Raw genomic sequence first — 23,333 nt, forward strand, 5'->3', positions numbered from 1 at the left:
AGTCTGCTCCCTGCTTGAACGCTTACATTGCTGGAACATTTATTGGTGGCGTTGCAGCGCCAGCTATTGGAGTGGCTGTGTTATTAGGTGCTGCAGCGACAGCAGGAACGTACCTCTCTAGTTATCTCTATGATGAATTTTTTAGCTTAATAGAGAGCGACAGAAAAGCGATTATTAGTCCATCACCCATTATCGAAAATACTTCCATTGAGCCTGAAACAGTCCACTTGTTTTCTGATCAGCAAGGTGGGTTTGTTAGTGTCGACTCAACAACTTTCGATATCACGATTCAAAGCTACGAAGACTACCTGAGAGATAATCTGAAGCCGATACTCAGCATACCAGAGATTAAATATATTGATAATAATGGTCAGCGTTTTGCTGTTATAGAGGGCCGCAATGATGGAATTGTTCTAAAGAATAACCTTCATCGTATTGCTTCAGAGAGCTTTGTTTCTTCTGATGTATTCCTTGGTATTGGTGAAAAAATCAATCTGGGTGAAAAAGGTATTTATGTCATAAAAAGTGGGGATACACTGACATCTATAGCTCATGGCTATGGTTTCAAGGTTAAAGAGCTGGTACTTCTGAACCGGTGGCTTGCTGATAAGGGCGATCGATTCAAGTTTTATAAGGGGCGCTTCCTGATTCCCGAAGGTGAAACTATCCAGAACGACACCAATATTCACCACACTCTAACCGGAGACTCCGGCGATAACTACCTGGCAGATTTTGATGGTGGTAATGACACTCTGGATGGCCAATCCGGCAACGATATTATGGAAGGTGGTCAGGGCAATGACACCTACATTGTCGATAGCGCTTCCGACCAGGTGATTGAACAAGCCGATGAAGGTATTGATACGGTCAAATCTTCTGTCGTCTTTACACTGTCCGATAATCTTGAAAACCTTGAGTTGACCGGTGAAGCAGAGCTGGTAGGTATTGGTAATGAACTCGATAATGAAATCACTGGTAATAATGCCCGAAATACGCTGAACGGACAGAGTGGCGATGACAAACTGCTCGGTAAAGGTGGTAATGACGACCTGCTGGGTGGCGAGGGTAACGATCATCTGGATGGTGGTGATGGTGAAGACTCTCTAGTTGGGAATGCTGGCAATGATGCCCTTTTAGGTGGGGCTGGTAATGACACCCTGATTGGCGCAGAGGGGAATGACTCTTTGTTGGGTGGGGATGGCGCAGACAAGCTCTATGGTGGTGATGGGCGAGATATTTACCATGCAGACGGTGAGGATACGATCCTTGATTCTGATGGCAAAGGTGTCGTCTTGTTGGGTGGGAAGGCTCTCTCTGGCGGCTCCCGCAGAAAAGATGACCCAGCCAACGAGTTTAAAGGTGGAGGAAATACTTATTTTCTCAGTGGTAATACCCTGACCATCAATGGTGGCTTGACCATCAATAACTTCACTAATGGCCAGTTAGGCATCCGGCTGGAAACCGAAGATGAAGAGCCGGAAGAACCGCCCGAGCATGATCCAAATGCAACGACGATTAGACGGTTTGACCCGCTTTCTTTCGATCTGGATGGCAGTGGTGATATTGCTACCAGAAATGTTGAATTGAGCACGGCCTTCTTTGACCTCGATGAAGACGGTATTGCCGAGAAGGTTGGTTGGATTAATGCTAAAGATGGTCTGCTGGTTAATGATCTGAACGACAATGGTTCGATTGATGATATTTCTGAATTGTTTGGTAACGCTCAGATCAATGGCTTCAAGGCGTTAAAGCAGGCTGGTGACAGCAATGATGATGGCGTGATTGACAGTAATGATGAGATTTTTTCCCGTCTGAAAGTCTGGAAGGATACTAACCAAGATGGTTTGAGTCAGGAGGATGAACTTCATACTCTCGAATCTTTAGGAATTGAGTCGATCAACCTGGAACACGAAGAAGTCAGCAAGGACAGTAATGGTAACCGTATCCTGGCGGAAGGTTCTGCAATCATCAATGGAGAAGCAGCTTATGCCGCTGCTTTTGACCTTCAGCTTGATAACCGTGTGACGAAAGACCCCGGCACCCATACTCTGGATCTCAGCGTTCTGGAAGATTTGCTGGAACGGAATATTGATTTACCGCTGCTCCGTGGATTTGGTTCCGTTCAAGATTTGCAGTCTGTATACGCCAAAAATGATACCACGCTGGAACTTGTACAATCGTTGGCAGCAGCTGATGCGGCTAACGTTTATGCGCAGTTTGACAAGGTGCTTGCGGACTGGTCGGGTTTAACCTCACTCAGGGAAAAGGCTGGACTGAATACCAAACGACCATTATCTACTACCGAAAAACTCTGGATTATGGAGAGCTTTTTTGGCATCGAAGAATTCAAAGGAACCATTGAATTTCAGTTTGCGCAAGGTCGAAGCCCTACCATTAGACGTTTAAATTCTGGCTATCTTGATGGCCGTTTTGAGGCATTGAAGCACCATTATGCGGAACGGTTTCTGGTGCAATCTGTCATGAGTGATGCATTTAAAGGCACATTCTATTCAGTCACTAATAACCGGGTAGAAATCGCTGACCGGGAAATGCTTGAGGCATCGCTGGTTGAATACGCCAAAACCCTGAGTACGACAGATGAAGCTGTTGCTTTTGCTCACCTTTATAGTTCCTTCCGTAATCAGTTGGGTGTTAATGAGCAGGCAGTGGCTGCGCAGTTGTCAGAGGTGCCTGGTGCTGCAATTTTCCATGATCTGTTAACGGGTGATATCCAGGATGTCAGCTTCTGGAAGAAAAACCATAATGGTTCCAGTGGTAACAGTTTCTTGATCGGTTCTGCTGGTAATGACGCTCTTAACGGCGGTGATGGCAATGATGTGCTGGATGGCAATGGCGGTACAGATACTCTAACTGGCGGTAGTGGCAATGACGTGTACCTGTATGGCACCGGTGATGGCAATGTGACCATCAATAACCACGACACTCATACAAACCGTCACGATGTGCTGCGCTTTAAAGAAGGTATAAAGCCTGAGTCCATTCGAGCCACTCGTTACAATGAAGATCTTTTCCTGACTTTTAAAGACTCCGGGCAGCAGGTCACCGTTAATCATTATTTTAATCGTGATGCTACTGGTGGTTATGCACTGGACATGATTGAGTTTGCCGGTGGTGAGCAGTGGACAGTTGATAACGTCAAGGAGTTGGTTCAAGAGGGTTCGCAGGGCAATGATTATCTTTACGGTTATGCTGTGAACGATCAGCTTGACGGGCTTGCCGGTGATGATCATATCTTTGGCTACGGCGGTAATGACCAGCTTAATGGTGGGCAGGGTAATGACAGGCTTGAAGGTGGAGCCGGTGATGATGCTTATGTGATTGCCAAAGGTGATGGGCATGACAGGATCACTGAGTCTTCGAGTGGCAATGATACGGATAAGATTCAACTAGGTGAAGGGGTTACACCAGAGAGTGTGGTGGCCCGGCGGCAGAATTCAGATTTATTACTGCTCATTAGTGATACCCAAACGGTTCGTGTTAGCAATTATTTTCACCGTGATACAGCGACCAATTACGCGGTTGACACGATTGAATTCGCTGACGGTACACAATGGGATGTTGAAACCGTCAAAGCCAAAGTGCTTCTGGCCACAGACGGTAATGACACACTCTGGGGGTATGCTTCCGATGACCATCTGAACGGCCTCAAAGGCAATGATGTTATTTATGCTGGGGCTGGTTCTGACACCATTGTGGCTGGTGAAGATGATGACACGATACACGGTGGCTCAGGTAATGATACTTATGTGATTGCCAAAGGTGATGGGCATGACACGATCATTGAGTCTTCAAGTGGCGGTGATACCGATCGCATTCAGTTGGGTGAAGGGATTACCTCTGAAAATGTGGTGGCTCGGCGGCAGGATGCAGACCTTCTATTGCTCATTGGAGATGACCAGTCGGTTCGTGTTCGTAACTATTTTAACAGTGATGGGAGCACCAATTACGCGGTTGACACGGTTGTTTTTTCTGATGTCACACAATGGGATGTTGAAACCGTCAAAGCCAAAGTGCTTCTGGCCACAGACGGTAATGACACACTCTGGGGGTATGCATCGGATGACCATCTGAACGGCCTCAAAGGCAATGATGTTATTTATGCTGAGGCTGGCTCTGACACCATTGTGGCTGGTGAAGATGATGACACGATACACGGTGGCTCGGGCAATGATACTTATGTGATTGCCAAAGGTGATGGGCACGACACGATCATTGAGTCTTCAAGTGGCAGTGATACCGATCGCATTCAGTTGGGTGAAGGGATTACCTCTGAAAGTGTGGTGGCTCGGCGGCAGGATGCAGACCTTCTATTGCTCATTGGAGATGACCAGTCGGTTCGCGTTCGCAGTTATTTTAACAGTGATGGGAGCACCAATTACGCGGTTGACACGATTGAATTCGCTGACGGTACACAATGGGATGTTGAAACCGTCAAAGCCAAAGTGCTTCTGGCCACAGACGGTAATGACACACTCTGGGGGTATGCATCGGATGATAACCTCAGTGGCCTGAAGGGTAATGATGTGATTTATGCCGGGGCTGGCTCTGACACCATTGTGGCTGGTGAGGGCGATGACACCATAGATGGTGGTTCTGGTAATGATACCTATGTGATTGCCAGAGGTGATGGGCACGACACGATTACTGAATATTGGCGTGGCAGCGATACGGATCGCATTCAACTGGGTGAAGAAATTTCACCGGAGAATGTTGTGGCTCGGCGGCTGGATGCAGACCTTCTCTTATATATTGGAGGTGATCAGTCGGTTCGTGTTCGCAACTACTTCAACAGTGATGCAGCAACCAATTACGCGGTTGATACGATTGATTTCGCTGATGGTACACAGTGGGATATTGAGACCGTCAAAGCCAAAGTAATGCAGGCCACAGATGGTAATGACAAGCTCTGGGGGTATGCATCGGATGATCATATCAGCGGCCTCAAGGGGGATGATGTCATTTATGGCGGGGCTGGCTCTGACACCATTGTGGCTGGTGAAGGCGACGACACGATAAATGGTGGCTCTGGCAATGATACCTATGTGATTGCCAAGGGTGATGGACATGACACGATCACCGAATCTTCAAGTGGCAGTGGTGCGGATCGCATTCAACTGGGTGAAGGAATTTCACCGGAGGGAGTGATAGCCCGCCGACAGAGCTCTGACTTGTTACTGCTCATTAATGAGACCCAAACGGTTCGTATTAACAACTACTTTCATCGTGATGCAGCAACTAATTACGCGGTTGATAAGATTGAGTTTGCTGATGGTACACAGTGGGATGTTCAAACTGTGAAAGCCAAAGTGCTTCTGGGCACAGACGGTAATGACAAACTCTTGGGCTATGCATCGAATGACCGCCTTGAAGGTGGAGAGGGTGATGATTCCCTCTATGGCCGAGCTGGTAATGATTATCTCGACGGTGGTAAAAATGATGATCATCTCTATGGTGATTACGGTAATGACCAGCTTTACGGCGGTGAAGGGGACGACTACCTCGATGGTGGCCAGAATGATGATCAGTTAACCGGTGGGACAGGTAATGACCGTCTCTACGGTGGCTATGGTAACGACTCGCTGACAGGCGGTATGGGTGACGACATCCTGAGCGGCGACCATGGGGCTGATGATTATTACTTTGCCCAAGGCGATGGAAAAGATGAGATTCGGGATAACTATCAGGATCAGACTCGCCTATTACTGACTGGCCTTGATCTTGACCTGATTACTTTCCGCCGTGTGGATGATGACCTGACTTTGACTTTCCGTGACAGTACTGAAGACAATGTGACGCTCAAGTATTTCTTTGTTAACGACCTGCCATCGAGTGACCTGACTCTGATTGGCCCTGATGAAGATACTCGGGTTCTCGATAAAGCAGCGATTAACCTCAAAACACTGGAGGGCACGGGATTAGATGATGTGATTGAGGGTAACAACCTGGTGAATCAGGTGACTGCTCTCGATGGCAACGACCGTGTGCTGGGTTATGGCGGTGATGACGTTATCAGTGGCGGTGATGGCCAGGATCGTCTTCAGGGCGGTTTTGGCAATGACGTACTTGTCGGCGATAGCGGTGATGATTCCCTTGAAGGCGAAGCGGATGATGATCACCTGACTGGCGGGCTGGGCAATGACACCCTGACGGGCGGTGAAGGTGCTGACACTTATCATTTTGCTGCTGGAGACGGGCAGGATGTGATTCATAACTACGATAGTGAAGGCATGGACACTATTCGGTTTGCAGAGAGTGTTTCACCGGACAGTGTCGCAGTATCAAGGGTTGGTGATGATCTTTTGCTCAGTTATGGGGGGAATGATCAGGTCACTGTTTCCCGGTTCTTCCAGGATGAAGGCCATTCCAGATACGCTCTGGATACGGTGGCGTTTGCTGATGGCACCGTCTGGAACAAAGAACTCCTGCTGGATAAAGCGCTGCTTGGAGATCTTGGCGATAACCTGCTCCGCAGTTATACGACAGACGATGTGCTTTCCGGTGATGCTGGCAACGATACACTGGTGGGCAATGCAGGTGATGACAGCTTGCGTGGCGGTACTGGCAACGACCGACTGGAAGGGGGCGTTGGCGATGACACCTATCATTTTGCAGTCGGCGATGGCAGTGACGTTATTGAAGACAGTGCCGGCATCGATACCCTGATCTTTGAAGACCTGAACGACGATGATGTGTTACTTCGTCGACAGGGCGATGATCTGCTCATTACCCGTCACGCTGACAGTAATGACAGTGTTCGTATCCTCAACCACTTTACCGAACAGACCGGTGCTGTCAGCCTTCGTGCCATTAATGTCATCACATTTGCCAACGGAACCCGCTGGAATACAGACGACATTCTGGTTCAGTCGGTCAAAGGCACTGAAGCCAATGATCAGATTCTGGCTCACGCTGAGAATGACATGATCACGGCACTGAGTGGTGATGATGTGGTTCATGGTCAGGGAGGCCATGATCAGATTGATGGTGGTCACGGATCCGATACGCTTTACGGTGAGACCGGCCGGGATGTTCTGTTGGGTGGTCAGGGCGATGACCGTCTGGAAGGCGGGGACGACGATGACCGCCTGGAAGGTGGTGAAGGTGTCGATACCCTGTTAGGCGAGGACGGTAGCGATCAACTTTTCGGTGGTGACCAGAATGATGACCTCAGTGGCGGTGGTGGCAATGACCAGCTCTTTGGGGACAGCGGCAACGACACGCTGAACGGTGACTGGGGTGATGACACCCTGCATGGTGGCTCAGGCGATGATGAGCTGACCGATCTCACCGGCAATAACACCCTGTATGGTGGAGAGGGGAATGACAAATTGTCTGGTCGTGGGCACCTGTTTGGTAATGAAGGTGACGACACTCTGAAAGGCAGTGGTCTTTTAGCAGGTGGTGAAGGTCATGATGTCATTACCGGGCAAAGTGGCAGCACCCTGAAAGGTGACGCCGGTAACGATACCCTGATCGTTGACAGCCAGCCCTGGGAGCGCGGTGTGCTTAGTACACTGGAAGGTGGTGCAGGTGATGACACTCTATATGGTGGCTTTACCGATGATGAGTACCTTTTCAATCTGGGTGACGGTGCTGACCGGGTGATTGAACGGCGCTTGGGCGAAGCCTATAGCAATTACAACGCCTCTTTTGATGTGCTTCGTTTTGGTGAAGGCATTGCCGCCATTGATCTTTCCTATGCCCGTCGAGGGGATCATATGGTCATCAGCCACAGTAACGGCAGTGACCAGATCACCATTGAGAATTGGTTCCGGGAGCCTACCGAGCACTTCAAAATCAATAGTTTTGAGTTTGCCGATGGCACCATCTTATCCGATGCCGACCTTGAAGAGCAGGTAGTAACTTATGGAACTGACGGTAGCGATCAGACCATGATTGGCTACCGTGATCATCATGATGAAATCCATGCCGGTGCCGGAGACGATAAAGTCTGGGGACGTGCCGGTAATGATTTGATTCATGGCGATGCCGGTGATGATTACCTGGACGGTGAAAGCGGCGATGATCGTTTATTCGGTGGTGATGGTAATGACCAGCTTCGTGGAGAGGGCGGCAACGACACCTTGATAGGCGGCGCGGGTCGGGACACTTACGTCTGGGCTGTGGGTGATGGCGCGGATGTTATTGATAACCGTGGCGGACAAGGACTGTTGTTGCTTCAGGGTGGTGCAACCCCGGAGTCTTTGGACTTCAGCCGTGATGGGGATGACCTGCTGATTGCCATGAAAGATCAGACAGGTCAGTCCATCCGCATAAAGAACCACTTCCTTGGCGGTGACTGGGCACTGGATGGTGTACAGCCAGATGGTGGCTTTATGATCACCACCAACAAGATCAATCAGCTGGTTGCCGGGGGCAGTGATCCGGACTTTGCTTCAGTGGTGAAAGGCACTAACGACGGTGATCGTCTGGTTGGTAGTGCAAACAATGATAAGGTTCTGGGTGAAGGTGGTGATGACACCCTGTTCGGAATGTCCGGCAATGACCGGCTGGAAGGTAGTGATGGAAACGATCGCCTGATGGGTGGTAATGGTTCTGGTCAGGGGTCTGGTGATGATGTCCTTGCCGGCGGTGCTGGAAATGACGTTCTAAACGGCGAAGATGGCAACGACACCCTGAATGGTGGTGTCGGTGATGACCACTACTATTATCAGGCCGGAGACGGTGTAGATACCATTGATGCCACGGGTGGCGGTACCGACTGGGTGCTTTTCAATGGCGGTATCAGCCGTGACCGGATCAGCTTCCATAAGGATGGCAATGATCTGGTCATGCTTCTGGATAATGATCTGAAGCAACAGCTGCGGGTGAAAGATCACTTCCTTGGTGGTGAGAAAGCCATCAGCTATGTGCAACCTTCTGACGGTGGCTATGCTATCCCGGCCTCAAGCTTTGCATCGTTACTAACGGCTCTCCCGGGCGGTGGTGATGGCAGCGGAGGTGAGACTGGCAACGGTAATGGTGGTGAATCGGTTGATAACTCTGGTGGCAGCTCCGGTGGGGGTAACCAGGGTGGAGAGACCGGTGAGCCAACCGAGCCAGGACTGGGCGGTGACGATGTCATCACAGGGACCGCTGCCAATGAAGTGCTGCTGGGCGGTGCCGGTAATGACACATTGATTGGCGGAGCTGGCAACGATCATCTGATTGGCGGTCAGGGAGATGATATCTATCACTTCTCCAGTGGACAGGATGTGGTGGATAACACGGGTGGTGGTACCGACAAAGTGCACTTTGTAAATGGTATCACCTTTAACCAGGTAGCCTCTGGCCTCTCCAAAATGGGCGATGACCTGATTCTCAAGGTGAATGGTGGCCCGGATCAGATCACCCTCAAGAAATTCTTCCTGGGCGGTGAACATCTGATCGACAGCTTCACGTTTGCTACTGGTGGTCAGATCACGGCAGCCCGGATTTTTGCTGCCTTTGGTCTGGCCATTCCAACCCCTTCTGAAAACAGTCTTAATGAGGTTGATGGCACAGCCGGTGATGACGCATCGTTAGCGGGTACAACCAACGTTGATCACATCCGTGGATTTAATGGCGATGATCAGCTATCCGGGGATGGCGGTGATGATCTTCTGGAGGGCGGAAATGGTCACGATACCCTGAATGGACAGGCTGGAAATGACACTCTGAAAGGTGGACGTGGTAACGATACCTATGTGTTTACTGCCGGAGATGGTCAGGACGTTATCAACAATGCTGGCGGTGGTAATGATACGCTGTTGTTTGAAGGTATCAGCTTTAACCAGGTAGCCTCAGGCCTCAGCCGTTTTGGTAGTGACCTGATTCTCAATATTCAGGGTGGGACTGATACGGTTACGCTGAAAGACTGGTTCCTGGGTGGTGATAACGTAGTGGATACCATTCGGTTTGCCAGTGGCGGTCAGATTACCGCAGATCAGATATTCGGTGCTTTTGGTGGCACTAACCCTGATACCAATGGTTCACCGGACTACCAGAACGTTCCGGACGAACGGGGTTATGCCACGATTCTGAACGGCCAGGCTGGTGATCAGATCATTCTTGGCTCTTCCGATGCTGAAATGCTGGATGGTGGAGCCGGCGATGATCATCTTCATGGCAACGTTGGCAATGACTATCTGATGGGGGGTGATGGAAATGATACCTACCATTTCACAACAGGTGGTGGTGCTGACACGATCAATAACCTGTCCAATTCAGCAGTGGATCAGGATGTACTGCAGCTGTTGGGCATTGAAGAAGAAAACCTCTGGTTTACCCGCTCCGGTGACCATCTGCTGATTGATGTTATCGGTTCTGATGATCAGATTACGGTACAGGACTGGTACAGCAATGATGCCCAAAAGTTGGATAAAATCCGCACGGGCGATGCTGTGTTGCTGGCCAACAAGGTGGAGAACTTGGTCAATGCCATGGCTGGGTTTGATGCACCGCCAGCTGGTGAAGCTCAGCTGCCACAGAACGTTCGCGATCAGGTTACTCCGGTGATTGCTGCCAGTTGGCAGACGACCGTGAGTTAAGGTTTACACCTTATATTCACGATGAAATGAAGGCAGCACTGGGTAACTGGTGCTGCCTTTTTGGTTTTGGGGTACGAGCAGGTTACAGCGGGTTAAACTTGCTGTTACAAATTTTTTCTGAATGGACACATTGCAGCACGGTGTGCCATCAGCAGTAGGGGGGGGCACTTTTGAACAGCAGGCCGATCCATTTTGGACAGTGCCACTAGTCTATTCTTCCAGAATACTCGTAAAGACCGTCTGATCCGGCATATTCCGTAAAGCCACATCGTTTGCACCCGCCTCAAGAATGATATGAGCGAGCTTATGCGCCAGGTGCATATTCAGACGATCAAAGTTAATGATGACAACGGAGCAGCGCCACAGGCCAGTAAAAATACTCAGCCTGATTCAACTCCGGTAATACCAGGTGATTGAATAGCCCCGCAGAACTGTCTTTTCGAGAAGCAGCCCAACACTCGGGAGCCCCTGCATACAACATCAGGAGCCGAGTATCAGGAATCACCAAGTTTCGGAAATGAGCAGGAATCGATTTTTTATCCATTGATATCATCTGGCTCATTCAACGTCAGTTCAGCCAATGAACGTACCTGGGTAAAACTGTCCATCCACTCATCAAGACTTTCTTTCAGGTAGATCACCTTACGACCAATTTTTATGAATGCTGGGCCAGAAATATCATTCACCTGGCCATCTGTCCGATAATGATCAATCAGTGATTTTGAAAAACCTGTATAGTTCGACGCCTGCTCCGGGGTAAAACCTCGTTTGATTGCGTCCTGCTCAAAAACTTTTTTTGCCATAAGCCGTATCCTTGCTGTGAGTGCAAAGATAGAAAACCATAGAAAGAAACCACCAAACAGGGAGCGGACTTTCTGAAGAAGGGGGCGGACTTAGGTGAATAGCCCAGTCAGTAAGGGGTCAGAGAGAGATGAACAAATTTAACTTTTGGGTGCCCCCATCTTCCAGTTGACCATTGTTAGAATTCGATCGACAGCCTTTCCACTCAAGTGATTATGGTGCTGTTTTAAATATCCTCTCATCACCTCTTTTTGCGATTTCTTCCGTACTTCTTGTCCATGAAACTCATACCAAAGGTCAACAGCGATAACCAATTCTTCTTGGTATGCCGGAAGTGAAGAATCTCTGAAGAGGCAGGCCAGAGCCAATTCTTTTTCCAGCTCTTCCACTCTCAACTTCAGAGTTTTATTTTCCGTGGCTGTCTGAGTGGATGACGCTATTTGTTCAACAACTCGCCCAGAAACAACTGAAGGATGAAAAGGCAGTAAAAACTCTGGAAATATTCCTCTCTCGCAACAGTATTTCTGTAACTCAAGTTTGGTGATCAATATCGACTCACGAGTCACTCCATCCCAAGCTAAATAGCTATGAAAACTCAGTTCGGTCCTACCTTCTTTATGTCGATTCAGTATTGTCGAGTAGTTTTTTTGCGCTTCCTTAAATCTTCCCAGCCAATGATTACCAAGCAAATAGTCTTCTCGTCCACGATGGATAGTCCCCAATCTAGATTGTCGAATACTATCAGACTCCCTTTCCTGTTCCCGATACCAGTCCACAAACTCATCGAAACTGCCAGCAGTCTCAATCCCAGCCAATAGCAGGCAGGAATGTTCAAGTTCTTGACCTACATTTAACTCTTCTTCATCCGTAAACCGTAATTGAACAGTCATCACATACGTCCTTGTTGCAACATATAGCAACCAATAACCTGCCATTACGAATTATTTTTGGCAATAACCAACTTCGGGATGACTGCAAATTCTCAAAGACTAAAACTGAAATGTATAAATACGAGACCAACATCGATTTATGGCAAGGTTCGGCAGCAAAACGGCTGAACAAGTCTCAAATAAAGTGCATTATCCGCATGGATTAAAAGCTTTCAAAATGTACACTCGGCATCATCAAACCACTGTTTCAGAGCCACAAATTTGAACATCAGCCGTCAACTAACATTCATAGTTATTCTCGGATTAACCATTGCCTCTACAGGATGTACATCCGTAGCCCGGAAGGTTGGAGAACTTCAAATCGCTGTATACGAAACCTATTACAATGCTTTTGACCAGATGGCACGTAATGGAGTTGAAGAAAGCTGTCAGAAGCAGCAGGAAGAATCATCAGGGCAAATGGATTCTCTTGCCTACGAACAGTGTCTGGCCTCTGAATATCAGCAACAGATGGATTTCTATGTCAGTACCATGAATCGAGGTATTCAGAACTCATCTGCCAGAAGGGCGACACAGTCCAGCTACGGCACCAAAGTCTACCGAGCAGACGAATGCATTGGGTCTATAGTGAACGGCGTGTGTCACGGCTCTATTCTGCCCAAAACAGCGAATCATCCAACCTGCTATGGTCAGATGATTAATGGTCAGTGTACGGGGCCAATGTTTTAAGAAGAGCAAGCTGTAAGCCAATATCAAGCAGCCGGTTGAAGAAAAAACCTGGCATCAAGCCTTCTCAGCAGGGTAAATGTGCTCATGTACTGCACATCAAACTGGTTGCAGATATTCGGTATTTTTACTTTCTTGCTGTTTGCAGGTACCAGTGCTTCATGGGTAACCAGTACCGCCCCTGTTACCTTTGCTTTGGCCACCAGCCATGGGTCAGCGACATTGAGAAAAGGCGCAAAGTGCTTCTCTTCATAGTTTTGAACGACATAATTGGCGATTTCCGTATAGATTTCCTGTGTCTGCTGATCATCAACAGGCAGAAAAAAATCCGGTTCATTTCGTCCTTTAACCCAGGAACTCAACTCGTCTTCCTGCTTTTTCAACTCTCTGGCGACTTCACTGATACTGCCTATACGGCCCAGGCCATTCTCCCGCTCAAGCCAATCCCAATACCCGGGACAGATGTCCATAGCATAGTATTGGTTTTTCGCCTGGATAAACGTGTTCGCGTCCAAAAGGTATTGCATCAACAGCTCACCCTACATTAAGAGACTATCCATTCAGAGACTTGGCAAAATCGTTGAGAGTACTGATCTTATTGATATTCAAAAGCCGGGAAGCATCCCTGAGTAACAAGCGCCCTTCCATTGCAGCCCCCACAACAGCCGTAGAAAAAAGAACGCCATTGCGTGTTTTCAGGTTCAGATTAAAAGAACCACCACCGCCTTTTTGATTCCGGAACTTTTTCAGCTCAGCATGATAAAAGTCCAGATACTCCTCGCGGGGAATCAGACCAAGATCATAGGCACGACGTGCCAACACCATGGGGCTGACCTTATAAACCTTTTTTAAATCCGCACAGTTTTCCACCAGGCTGCGCTTTGCCTGCCAGTCATTCACAAACTCTTTACCAGGCACCAGAAACTCAGCAGCAACCCGATTACAAAATGCCTCTTCCTTCCTCTGGTGACCTCGTTCAGAAAAATCATCCAGCGGAACATTAGAAATACCACTGTTACCCACCCACAAATGGGCAAGTTCATGAACCAGGGTAAACAGCCGCGCGGCAGGTGCATCGGCCGCATTGATAAAGATCAGCGGGGCATAATCATCACTGATGGCAAACCCCCGAAACTCTTCCACAGACAGTTTTCTATTAGAACTACTGCCGACAATGCCGCTTCGCATCACCAGAATGCCCACGGCTTCCGCCCTTTCAATCAGCAAGCTCAGGTATTGCTCCCAGTTCCGGGCACCTTTCCGTAAAGCGGCCGTTACACCCAACGTACGAGCGATATCCTCAGCCACACTGGCAGCGTCGTCATTCAAAGAACAGCGGCCTATAAACTCAACTTTGTCATTCCCGTTTTCAATCTGGTACTCCCGAAACCACTCTTGCTTGAGCAGCACATTATTCAGGAGATCACGGAAATTCTGCCCCAGCTCAGGGGATACCCGACTGCCCACGGTACGCAGGTCAGGTATGGGCAAAGGAGCTTCAGGAGGCTCTTTAAGAAACAGATAACCGAAAGGAATCCGGAGGTGGCTTGCCAGCTTCTGAGCCTGGGAAAAACTGGGCCGACTTTTGCCCTGTTCCCACTCAAGCAGCTTTTCGGGCTTCTGTTTTAACTTTCCCGCCAGATCAGCAGGAGCCATCCCGGCACGCTCTCGCGCCCAGTGGACAATCTCCGGATTGATCATGGCTTCGTTCATTATTGAGGTCCATTCTGTAATCGTGGGGATAATATCATTACGGATTACCCATCGATAGCATGAAGGCCTGGTTTAATGCCCCCAGCTAGCTAACGAGGGAAAACCACGGTTGCCTTCCCATCCTCCTGATATGTACCTCTCTGTGTATACTTTACCAACCGATCAGAATATTGCTCTCGACTTAACAAAAAAAGATCATCGGTTTCTGATGGGCCACCCTTAACGCTCTGAATCGTTCTTACGTTTTTGCAACAACTGCTTTTCCAGATGTTCAAGAGCTTCCATTTCTTTTCTGTCGGCTTCCAGAGCCTCAGCCTGATTACGCTGAGTATTGAACTGGTCATAACGCTCACCCGCTATTTTTTCCATACTCTTGCGGCTGACTTGTCCTGCATTGCTCAGTAATGGCTGTTCATTAAAAGTCATAAAATTATTGATATAATCACGCCAGCTGGCCAGCGTGAGATGCTGTTTTTGTTTTGCTCTCAGCTCGGCAAAATCAAAAAACATCGACACCAGACGATTCAAGTGATCCAGCTCTTCTGCATTCAAATAGTTCTTGGCAATCACCACATCGGCTTTTCTGACCCTGTCACCTGCAAAGCTCATTAGCCCCATATTGGGTTGATCCGGGTTCGAGCGTTCAACAATCAGCTCAGCCGCCGTATGACCCGTGACCGCAAAAAACAGTTTGTTCTGAACTTCGGAGAACAGTCGTTGCGTATCTTTTTCATTAGCTCGATAGTCTTCCGCCAGCGAACAAATCTCGCACTTTCTGATAAAAACGAAGCTCTGAAGAGCGAATGTCCCGAATACGCTCCAGCAACTCATCAAAATAGTCCCACCGGGGTTGCTTCAGGCGTTCATCATCCATAACAAACCCTTTCACCATATACTCACCCAAAGTGCGGGTTGCCCATTGACGGAACTGGGTGCCACGTATTGATCGGACACGGTACCCCACAGCAAGAATCATGGGGAGAGCGTAGTGGACAACAGAGCGCTGAACCTTTCTCGTTCCTTCTTGTTGAACTGTCAAGTATTCCTTGACAGTTGCCTCTGCCTGCAACTCTCCCTCTGTCAGAATATGGTTCACGTGCAGGCTGATATTCTGCTTGACTGAAACAAATCGGCCAGTTCAAGCTGACTCAGCCATACCTGCCCCTCAAGCGTTTTAAGAACAAATCGGGCCTCTCCATCGTCTGTGGTATAAAGGATCAGGTCGTTATCAGCCATTCATGATTCTCCGGTGTTTAACTATGGCATCTGCTTTAAGTTCGTCGTACTGGAACGTCATATCGGTAGTCAGTTGTTACTGATTCATTCCCCTGCTTTAGAGCCTTCCGTATCTGAATATACCGTGTCGCATAGTACAGTAGGCATTCCCACGGAGACCGTGGGAACGAGTTCAACGAGTTTTAGTCAGAGTTCTCCTGCGAAGGCTTTTTGACTCAACGCATCAAATAAAGCCAAATCACCTTGGCTATACTTCTGTGTTAACTCCCCCTTTTTGAATAAGATCTCTCTGAATTTAATCTGCTGGGTCACCTCGGGAACATAAACTTCAATGTTCTTTAGCTTGGTCACATTAATTCCTGCCATAATTGCCCCAGAGCTGATTAGTGAAATCTGGTGACTGACATCCCTGCTCAGCTTCAATTGCCAAGATAAAAAATAGGGATCAATGATGGATTCATCTACGCGAATACGAAGAAGATCTGAATGCATGATCCCTTCAGGCATGTGTTCCGGATATACATGACAATTCCCAACGGTTCCTTTTCGAGTCATAACGATATCGTCGGGTCTAATGGAATAGGCTTTCAGCGCTATAGCTTTAGGAGCTGAGAGGTACTCATCAGTTTCTACTTTAAAATCACGGTTAACATGTTTAATTCCCCACAGTGGAACTCCTTCTGCAAGGTACTCATGTTTACCTAACTGGGTGCCAAATGGACCACACTTGATCCCATCGTTCACACTTAAAGAATCAAGCGACACTCGTTGATAATCATAGGGATTGAAAGCCAGATCGCCAAACATATCCAGAAAGACGCTGCGGAGGAAATCGTCGGCGAGAGCGATGGCCTGCTGCCGTTTCTGGCGTAACTGGTCGGCTTTATCCAGAATGGCGGCAATGCGTTTTTGTTCGGCCAGTGGTGGTAATGGGATTTCTAAATTTTTCAAAAAGTTAGTCGGTACCCGTTTCTGCCCAGCACTACCAGACATATTCCGCTCACCCAAGTGTCTGAACTTTGGATTCCACAACAGATAAAACAGATACTTGCCATCCAGCTTTTCAGGCTCCGGCCTAAGAACATGAAACTCTGTAGAGCCAAAACCAACTCTGGTATTTAGTTTATCCAGATAAGCTGCTTTACCATTTTCAAAGCACGGCGTTATTTTGGCTAGAACGACATCGTTTCGCTCAAAATATGTGAACCCTTTTTTGGTTTCATCAAGTATGCGAGGCTCTTGGTTCAGGAGTCGACCATCCTCAGAGACAGAAGCCATTGCCAGAAAGGTAACCTCTTGAGAACCATCAATATCTTTTGGACAGCGAGGGTTAACTACTGAAACGTCGCTCAGCTTCACCAAAGGCCAGCTCACAGCATCCCCTCCAGCTCCACCAGCTCCTGTTGAATTTCCGCTTCCAGTACCTTCAGTCGTGCCAGTACCTCTTTGGGCGGTTCATACAATTCTTCCTGATACACCACCTCTTTATAACGGTTGATGGACAGGTCGTATTTGTTGGCCTTCAGATCAGCTCGAGGTACGACAAATGCCTTATTCGTACGGTCCTGCCAGTCACTGTCGCCAATACCATCTTGGAACTGCTGATCCAGTTGTGCCTTCAGCTTCTGCCCCATAAAGACATCCACCAGCCGCCCTTTGCCCTGGCGATACTGCTTCCAACTGGCAATTAGATGCGGCAGGTCATTTTTGGCAATCGGTGTCCGTTTATCATCCAGACTATAACCGTCGTTTGCCAGGTCATAGAACCAGACGTCATCGGTCTCTCCACCTTTGGTAAAAATCAGAATCGCCGTGGCCACACCGGCATAGGGTTTGAACACACCGGAAGGCAGATTGATCACTGCTTCCAGCTGGTTCTCTTCCACCAGCTTTTCCCGCAGACTCTGGTGCGCCTTGCTGGAACCGAACAGCACTCCCTGGGGCACAACCGTGGCACTGCGACCACCCACTTTCAGCATTTGCAGAATACGGGCGCAAAACAGCAGCTCGGTCTTTTTGGTCTTGACGGTTTTCAGCAATACCGGGTCAATGTCTTCTTCATCCAGTGTGCCGGTAAAGGGCGGGTTGGCCAGAATCAGATGAAACGCATTGTTGGAGGCTTCCGGGAATTTGTCGCTGAAACCCTGGCTCATGGTGTCCTGGTAGTGGATATCCGGTTCATCCACCCCGTGCATAATCAGGTTCATGGCGGCAATGCGCAGCATGGTGGAGTCAAAGTCATAACCGTGGAACATGTCGTAGTCCACATGGTTCCGGTATTCATTCAGCAGATCACCGGAATAGACATACTGGGCTTCGGGTTCGCCCTTCTGATTAATAACCATCTCTTTATGGACGGAATCCAGGGAACTGTATTTTTCCAACAGGTATTCGTAACTGGACGACAGAAAACCACCGGTCCCACAGGCAGGGTCACAGATACGCTCATGACGGGCCGGGTTAGGCTCCATCATCTCCACCATGGCCCGGATGATATGACGTGGGGTACGGAACTGCCCGTTGATGCCCGCCGTGGTCAGTTTACTCAGCAGGTATTCGTACAGATCACCCTTGGTGTCCCCCCGGTCCAGCGGTAACTGTTTGATCATCTCTACTGCTTTTACCAGCAAGCTGGGCTTAACGATTTCCAGCCGGGCATCCTTCATAAAGTTACCGAGCAGCGAGCCTTTCTCACTCAGCGTTCTGAAGTGACGAAATACCTCATCCCGCACCAGCTCCATCATTTCATCAGCACCCAGGTTGGCAAAATGGCTGAACCGGTAATCCTGCTCATGGGCAGCAAAGCGGGGCTTGAAGTCTACCCCTGCCAGCGCCTTACGCTGCTCGTCCTTGCTCTCCTGCATATCCAGCATGCGGGAGTACATCAGGTAGGTGATCTGTTCAATCACAGTAAGCGGGTTGGTGATACCGCCCACCCAGAACTCTTCCCAGAGCTTGTCGATTTTGCTTTTCAGATCGCCGGTGATCATGGGTGATGCCTATTTCACTTTAAAGGGGGTAGAAAATGGTGGGAGTATACGGATTTTGGTTTGTAATTTCCCGACATCCTGTTTCACAGGGCCAGAGATGAATCTTACCTGGATGGGTTAAGCCAATAATGCAGTATTGTACTGGTCAAAGATACGTAGCGTCTTGAGTTTGGCACCAAGTTACAGGCGAAGGCATAGAAGCCCACTGTTTTCTTCAGCCAGAAACTGGTTGATGCAATCCTGATTATCCATAATCAGAGACTGTACCGCAGCCAGTCGAGCATTCCCGATCTGAATATGGATGACTTTAGGAGGAGGGCCAAGGCGGCTCCAGTAATCGACAAAATCCCGGTCTTTAGTCACAATTGCCAGATCCTGGTGTTTCGCATAGTCCCAAACGCTCTGATCTGAAGCACCTTCCCCCAAAGTCGCTACCCTTGAAACGGCAACCGCTCCCCTGAACGGCTTGCTGACCATCCTCGTCAGCTTATATGACAGGTTTTCATCAAACAGCAGCACTACGCAGCATTCCCTTTCGGCAGGTGGCTCGCTGCATATTCCAGCGCTGCCCGGATCCTGGTTTCATCCAGGCTGGGAAAATCAGAAATAATCTCCCCATAGGTCATGCCTGAACCCAACATTTCCAAAATGCTTTCCACTGTAATCCGGGTACCTTTGATGCAGGGTTTGCCTCTCATTACATCGGGCTTACACTCTACCAAGATATTACCGTTAATCACTTGCCATCTCCTTTCGCCGTGATTTATTCCTGACCTATTCTAGTCTTGCAATGGCTCAATCGCCATTACTCTATACAGGGCTCAGGTTGTTGCCTTGCCAATATCAACCGATACCCCATCCACAATGGCTTTAATGGCCATCACCTGATCCATATCCGGGAACAGGCCGGTAATGCCTTCACCATGGATGCGGGTAAAGGGCTGATCAAACAGTTGCGCCATTTCGATGGTGCCGTAATCCCGTATGTGGTTTTTCAGCAAATCCAGAAAGCGAATCTGCTGGCTGCTTAGATTGTATTGAGCGGCAAAACCGGCAAATTTTTCGGCTACAGCCTGGCTCTCCATACCAATCAGGGTTCGCAGAATCTGATCCAGCCCCGCAGAGGCTTCGGGGTAGAACTCTTTCAGTACCCGGATATCCACATTCGGATTCTGAACCAGCACCAGTTTTGCCAGTTCATCCAGCTCTTTTGACTGTACCGGTTCTCCCCGGCGGATTTTCATCAACACAGGGTTACTGGTAAAGAGCGGCTCCAGAGCGCCCTGAACCTGCTGACGGTAGAGCTTAAAGTCCACCGACTTGATATTGGTCTCCCGCCGTTTGACCTCGTACTTGCCCTGGTCTTCACGGATATCCGTTTCCACGGGGGGTGTGGGTGGCGGAGTTACGTCGCCCTCCATCAGGTACATGATCCCCCTGAGGCGGGTACGGGCATGTTCCAGTTCGGCAAAGCTGGCGTTGTGCCACCAGTCCAGGTCCCGTAGCTGGTTAATGATGTCACCCTGCTGCTGGACCTGAGCCAGATGCGGGGGTAGCTGATCCAGTTTCTGGGTAACGATGGACCACTGTTTTTCCAGTCCGCTTTTGTTGGTGTACAGGGCAGTCTGGGCGGTAATCATATCCAGATCAAAACGCATGGCATTCCCCTGCCCCCTGACATCCACCCACTGCATCAGAGGACCGATGTCATCCAGCAGTTGCTGCTGGGTTTGGGGAGCAAACTGTTCCAACCGTTTCAGGTCACTCAGCCGGGCACGGATCTGCCACTTTTCCTGAACGGCAATGGATTTTTCATCCAGTGCAGACACCTGCTCATGAAGCTGTTTGGCAATGATGGCCAGACTGCCCTGTTCAAACTTTTTCTGTGCCGCTTTGGCCAGTTCGACCCAGGCTTCCAGACGTTTCTGTGCCAGTGGCTTGCCGGTGGTTGGCTGCACCTCGGGCGGCTCCTGCTCGAAGTACTCGAAGTTGGCCCAGTGGTCGAAGATACGGAATTTGTCCTTGTCTTTCCCTGCCCCGTACAGGTCTTTGCAAAGGCGAGTCCCCCGGCCAATCATCTGCCAGAATTTCACCTTGGACTTCACCGGCTTGGCAAACACCAGGTTGACCACTTCCGGCACATCAATACCGGTGTCGAGCATGTCCACCGAAATAGCAATGGTCAGCTCTTTGTTGGTGCTAAGATCACCGCCTTTAAAATCTTCAATGAGTTGTTCTGCCCTCGGGTTATAGTTATCGATGACCTGACAGAACTTACCGGCAAACTGCGGATACATCTCATCAAAAACGCTTTGCAGCAGAACCGCATGCTGATGGTTGCGGGCAAAGACAATACTTTTGCCCGGAAGCTGTTCATCCCGGTCCCGGATACCATGCTCCATCAGGTTGCGCATAATGGCCCGATTGGTGTCCCGATTATAGATCGCCTTATCAATGACCTTGGCATCAAATTCCAGGGTGTTCGGGTCGATGCCCTGCGCTTCCAGTTGGGCAATCTGTTCATTGCTGAGGTTGTCTTTTTTAATACCCTCACGGAGGAATTGCGTGGTGTGGGTAATGACCTCAAAGGGCACCAGATGATTGTCGTTTATCGCCGCTTCCAGTGAGTATTCATAGGTGGGTATACGGCCTTCGCAACCAAACAGGCCGTAGGTGGTGTGGCCGATCATATCCACGGGCGTTGCGGTCAGGCCAACCTGAAGGGCATCGAAGTATTTAAACAGGTCCCCGTAAACGTTATAGATGGAACGATGGGATTCATCCGCAATGATCAGGTCAAAATAGCCCACATCGTACCGATCCATAATGTTCATCATTCCGGGATAGGTAGAGATGAAGATGCGGGAGGTGTCCTGGTACTTTTTATCCGTTCGACCTACCACATAGATAGGGTCACGGATGAATTCATTAAATGCATTCCGTGCCTGCTTACGTAGCTCTTTTCGGTCACAGAGGAAAAGCACCCGCTTGGCCCATCGGGCATCGAGCAGCCGTTTGGTCAACGCAATGGCAACACGGGTCTTACCGGTACCGGTAGCCTGGACAATCAGGGCCTTGCGATGTTTATCCGTAAAGCGTTCACCGACTCGGGCAATACTCTCCAACTGATACAGACGACCGGCAATATGGATGTCAACCGGCACTTCTGCTAACGGTCGACAGCCCGTACGTTGTTGAACCAGGTAGGCCAGACTTTCAGGGCTGTAGAAACCAAAGAGTTTTCTCGGTGGATAGTTTCGGGCTGGGTGGTCATCCCAGAGGTAAATATCGTAGCCGTTTGTATAAAAGATCGCAGGGCGCTGACCGTACTGCTTTTCCAGCCAGTCGGCATAGAGCTTGGCCTGGGTACGACCTTTTTCTGCCGCCACCTGGGTACGCTTGGCTTCCACGACAGCTAACGGTTTACCTGTATCGTCCCAAAGCACATAGTCCGCGTAACCATCGCCACTGTTGGTGGGTTGCTCTTTGACCGGATGCTCCTGGGTGACCTGAGCTGAGTCCTTGATACCCTCTGCTACATCCCAACCGGCAGCGATCAGGCGGGAGTCGATCAGGCGACGGCGGGTTTCGGCTTCATCCAGCTCCAGAATGTTGGCTGCCTGCTCATTCTTCTGGCGCAGGGCCTCCATCCTTTGCTGGAACTCTTCGGCCTTCTCTTTTTGTAGCTGCAACTCACGGAGAATACCCATTTCCCGTTGTTGGATAGCTTCGAGTTCTTCCCTGGCTTTCTCCAGTTGGGCCTGTTTCTGATCCAGCTCTTTTTTGGTCAGCTCGCTACCCGTCTGATCCGATGAAGCCTGGGGCAACTGGAATTTTGCGATGTCGTCTGCATGCCCATTGGCATAACGCAGGTAAATCCATGCACCCATGATGAAGGCCTCTTTCAACAGCCACCGGGCATCATTCACTTTGACCGCATCACCATGAGCAGCCCGGTTACCATGAATGCGAATGGCATCCATCTTCACCTGAATGGCCTCGGGAATCGCACTTTTAAACGCATCCGCCTTCATCAGGTCATAGAGGCTGGAACGGTACCCTTCGGGCAAACGCTCCTGACGGTAAAGCCACCGGATAATCAACTCAAGGTAGTTCCGGAGCTTGACCAGACAGCTCTCAGGATCAGTGTGGACATACTCTTCTGCCTTACTGCCCAAGTTGGCCAGTTCCGGCCAATGGGTGCGCAGCATTTCAAAGTTCAATGACTTCTGCATGGCTGACCATCTTATAATCAGAGTGCCTGCCAAGCGATAAAGGCAGGAAAATAGACGACAAAGAAAAATATTGTATCCTCAGGCTGCCCCGATATTCCATACCGAAATATGCTAACTGAATAGAGGGTGACAGTGACCAGGCTACCAGGCCTGTGTTATTGGCAGGGGGATTCCGCAAAATTTTTTTTCAGC

General features: G+C 49.3%; 13 protein-coding genes and 1 pseudogene. 3 read left to right on the forward strand and 11 right to left on the reverse strand.

The annotated features are described in order from the left end of the window. The first annotated feature begins 14 nt into the window (after nt 1-14). Both ACO6UX_RS09495 and ACO6UX_RS09500 read left to right on the forward strand, forming a co-directional pair. The gene (locus tag ACO6UX_RS09495; RefSeq protein ID WP_422447019.1) at nt 15-10,550 is read left to right on the forward strand and encodes a calcium-binding protein; all 10,536 of its coding nucleotides are present in this window, start codon (nt 15-17) and stop codon (nt 10,548-10,550) included. A gap of 294 nt (nt 10,551-10,844) precedes the next feature. Beyond that, entirely contained in the window at nt 10,845-10,967 is a 123-nt protein-coding gene (locus ACO6UX_RS09500) for a hypothetical protein (RefSeq protein WP_422447021.1), read from the forward strand. A gap of 119 nt (nt 10,968-11,086) precedes the next feature. On the opposite strand, the gene ACO6UX_RS09505 is transcribed toward ACO6UX_RS09500, so the two are convergent. Both ACO6UX_RS09505 and ACO6UX_RS09510 read right to left on the reverse strand, forming a co-directional pair. Beyond that, nucleotides 11,087-11,353 (reverse strand): helix-turn-helix transcriptional regulator, encoded by a 267-nt coding sequence (locus tag ACO6UX_RS09505; protein ID WP_422447023.1) that lies wholly within the window; start codon nt 11,351-11,353, stop codon nt 11,087-11,089. Between the two features lie 138 nt (nt 11,354-11,491). Further along, nucleotides 11,492-12,241, reverse strand: a complete 750-nt coding sequence (locus ACO6UX_RS09510; protein ID WP_422447025.1) for a hypothetical protein — start codon at nt 12,239-12,241, stop codon at nt 11,492-11,494. Nucleotides 12,242-12,502: 261 nt separating this feature from the next. Here ACO6UX_RS09510 and ACO6UX_RS09515 point away from each other — a divergent pair, with 261 nt between their 5' ends. Further along, entirely contained in the window at nt 12,503-12,970 is a 468-nt protein-coding gene (locus tag ACO6UX_RS09515) for a hypothetical protein (RefSeq protein WP_422447027.1), read from the forward strand. 23 nt (nt 12,971-12,993) lie between these two features. On the opposite strand, the gene ACO6UX_RS09520 is transcribed toward ACO6UX_RS09515, so the two are convergent. The 9 genes and pseudogenes from ACO6UX_RS09520 to ACO6UX_RS09560 all read right to left on the reverse strand — a co-directional run bounded on the left by ACO6UX_RS09520 (nt 12,994) and on the right by ACO6UX_RS09560 (nt 23,141). Beyond that, nucleotides 12,994-13,494: a DUF4411 family protein gene (locus tag ACO6UX_RS09520; protein WP_422447029.1), complete on the reverse strand. Its 501-nt coding sequence runs from the start codon at nt 13,492-13,494 to the stop codon at nt 12,994-12,996. A gap of 25 nt (nt 13,495-13,519) precedes the next feature. Next, complete coding sequence (locus tag ACO6UX_RS09525) at nt 13,520-14,680, reverse strand: ImmA/IrrE family metallo-endopeptidase (protein ID WP_422447031.1); 1,161 nt, start codon at nt 14,678-14,680, stop codon at nt 13,520-13,522. Nucleotides 14,681-14,899: 219 nt separating this feature from the next. Next, nucleotides 14,900-15,776 (reverse strand): annotated as a pseudogene (locus tag ACO6UX_RS09530) (virulence RhuM family protein). Beyond that, nucleotides 15,773-15,916, reverse strand: coding sequence for a hypothetical protein (locus tag ACO6UX_RS09535; RefSeq protein ID WP_422447033.1), 144 nt, complete (start codon nt 15,914-15,916; stop codon nt 15,773-15,775). Before ACO6UX_RS09535 ends, ACO6UX_RS09530 begins: the two are co-directional and overlap by 4 nt. A gap of 186 nt (nt 15,917-16,102) precedes the next feature. After that, the gene (locus tag ACO6UX_RS09540; protein ID WP_422447035.1) at nt 16,103-17,290 is read right to left on the reverse strand and encodes a restriction endonuclease subunit S; all 1,188 of its coding nucleotides are present in this window, start codon (nt 17,288-17,290) and stop codon (nt 16,103-16,105) included. Beyond that, nucleotides 17,287-18,906, reverse strand: coding sequence for a type I restriction-modification system subunit M (locus ACO6UX_RS09545; RefSeq protein WP_422447037.1), 1,620 nt, complete (start codon nt 18,904-18,906; stop codon nt 17,287-17,289). Before ACO6UX_RS09545 ends, ACO6UX_RS09540 begins: the two co-directional genes overlap by 4 nt. Before the next feature lie 180 nt (nt 18,907-19,086). Continuing rightward, complete coding sequence (locus ACO6UX_RS09550) at nt 19,087-19,425, reverse strand: DUF5615 family PIN-like protein (protein WP_422447039.1); 339 nt, start codon at nt 19,423-19,425, stop codon at nt 19,087-19,089. Beyond that, nucleotides 19,425-19,646 carry a DUF433 domain-containing protein gene (locus tag ACO6UX_RS09555; RefSeq protein ID WP_422447041.1) on the reverse strand — a complete coding sequence of 74 codons (222 nt, stop codon included), beginning with the start codon at nt 19,644-19,646 and terminating at the stop codon, nt 19,425-19,427. The genes ACO6UX_RS09550 and ACO6UX_RS09555 overlap by 1 nt, the downstream gene beginning before the upstream one ends. 81 nt (nt 19,647-19,727) lie before the next feature. Then, a complete protein-coding gene (locus ACO6UX_RS09560; protein WP_422447043.1) occupies nt 19,728-23,141 on the reverse strand; it encodes a DEAD/DEAH box helicase family protein in 3,414 nt (1,137 codons plus the stop codon). Nucleotides 23,142-23,333 lie beyond the last annotated feature (192 nt).

This window comes from Endozoicomonas sp. ALB091 (assembly GCF_049310265.1).
Taxonomy (GTDB): Bacteria; Pseudomonadota; Gammaproteobacteria; order Pseudomonadales; family Endozoicomonadaceae; genus Endozoicomonas.

Coding starts and splice junctions, on each gene's coding strand:
- ACO6UX_RS09500 (WP_422447021.1), top strand. CDS start 10,845: ATGAGCGAGCTTATGCGCCAGGTGCATATTCAGACGATCAAAGTTAAT.
- ACO6UX_RS09505 (WP_422447023.1), bottom strand. CDS start 11,353: ATGGCAAAAAAAGTTTTTGAGCAGGACGCAATCAAACGAGGTTTTACC.
- ACO6UX_RS09510 (WP_422447025.1), bottom strand. CDS start 12,241: ATGACTGTTCAATTACGGTTTACGGATGAAGAAGAGTTAAATGTAGGT.
- ACO6UX_RS09520 (WP_422447029.1), bottom strand. CDS start 13,494: ATGCAATACCTTTTGGACGCGAACACGTTTATCCAGGCGAAAAACCAA.
- ACO6UX_RS09525 (WP_422447031.1), bottom strand. CDS start 14,680: ATGAACGAAGCCATGATCAATCCGGAGATTGTCCACTGGGCGCGAGAG.
- ACO6UX_RS09535 (WP_422447033.1), bottom strand. CDS start 15,916: ATGGCTGATAACGACCTGATCCTTTATACCACAGACGATGGAGAGGCC.
- ACO6UX_RS09545 (WP_422447037.1), bottom strand. CDS start 18,906: ATGATCACCGGCGATCTGAAAAGCAAAATCGACAAGCTCTGGGAAGAG.
- ACO6UX_RS09560 (WP_422447043.1), bottom strand. CDS start 23,141: ATGCAGAAGTCATTGAACTTTGAAATGCTGCGCACCCATTGGCCGGAA.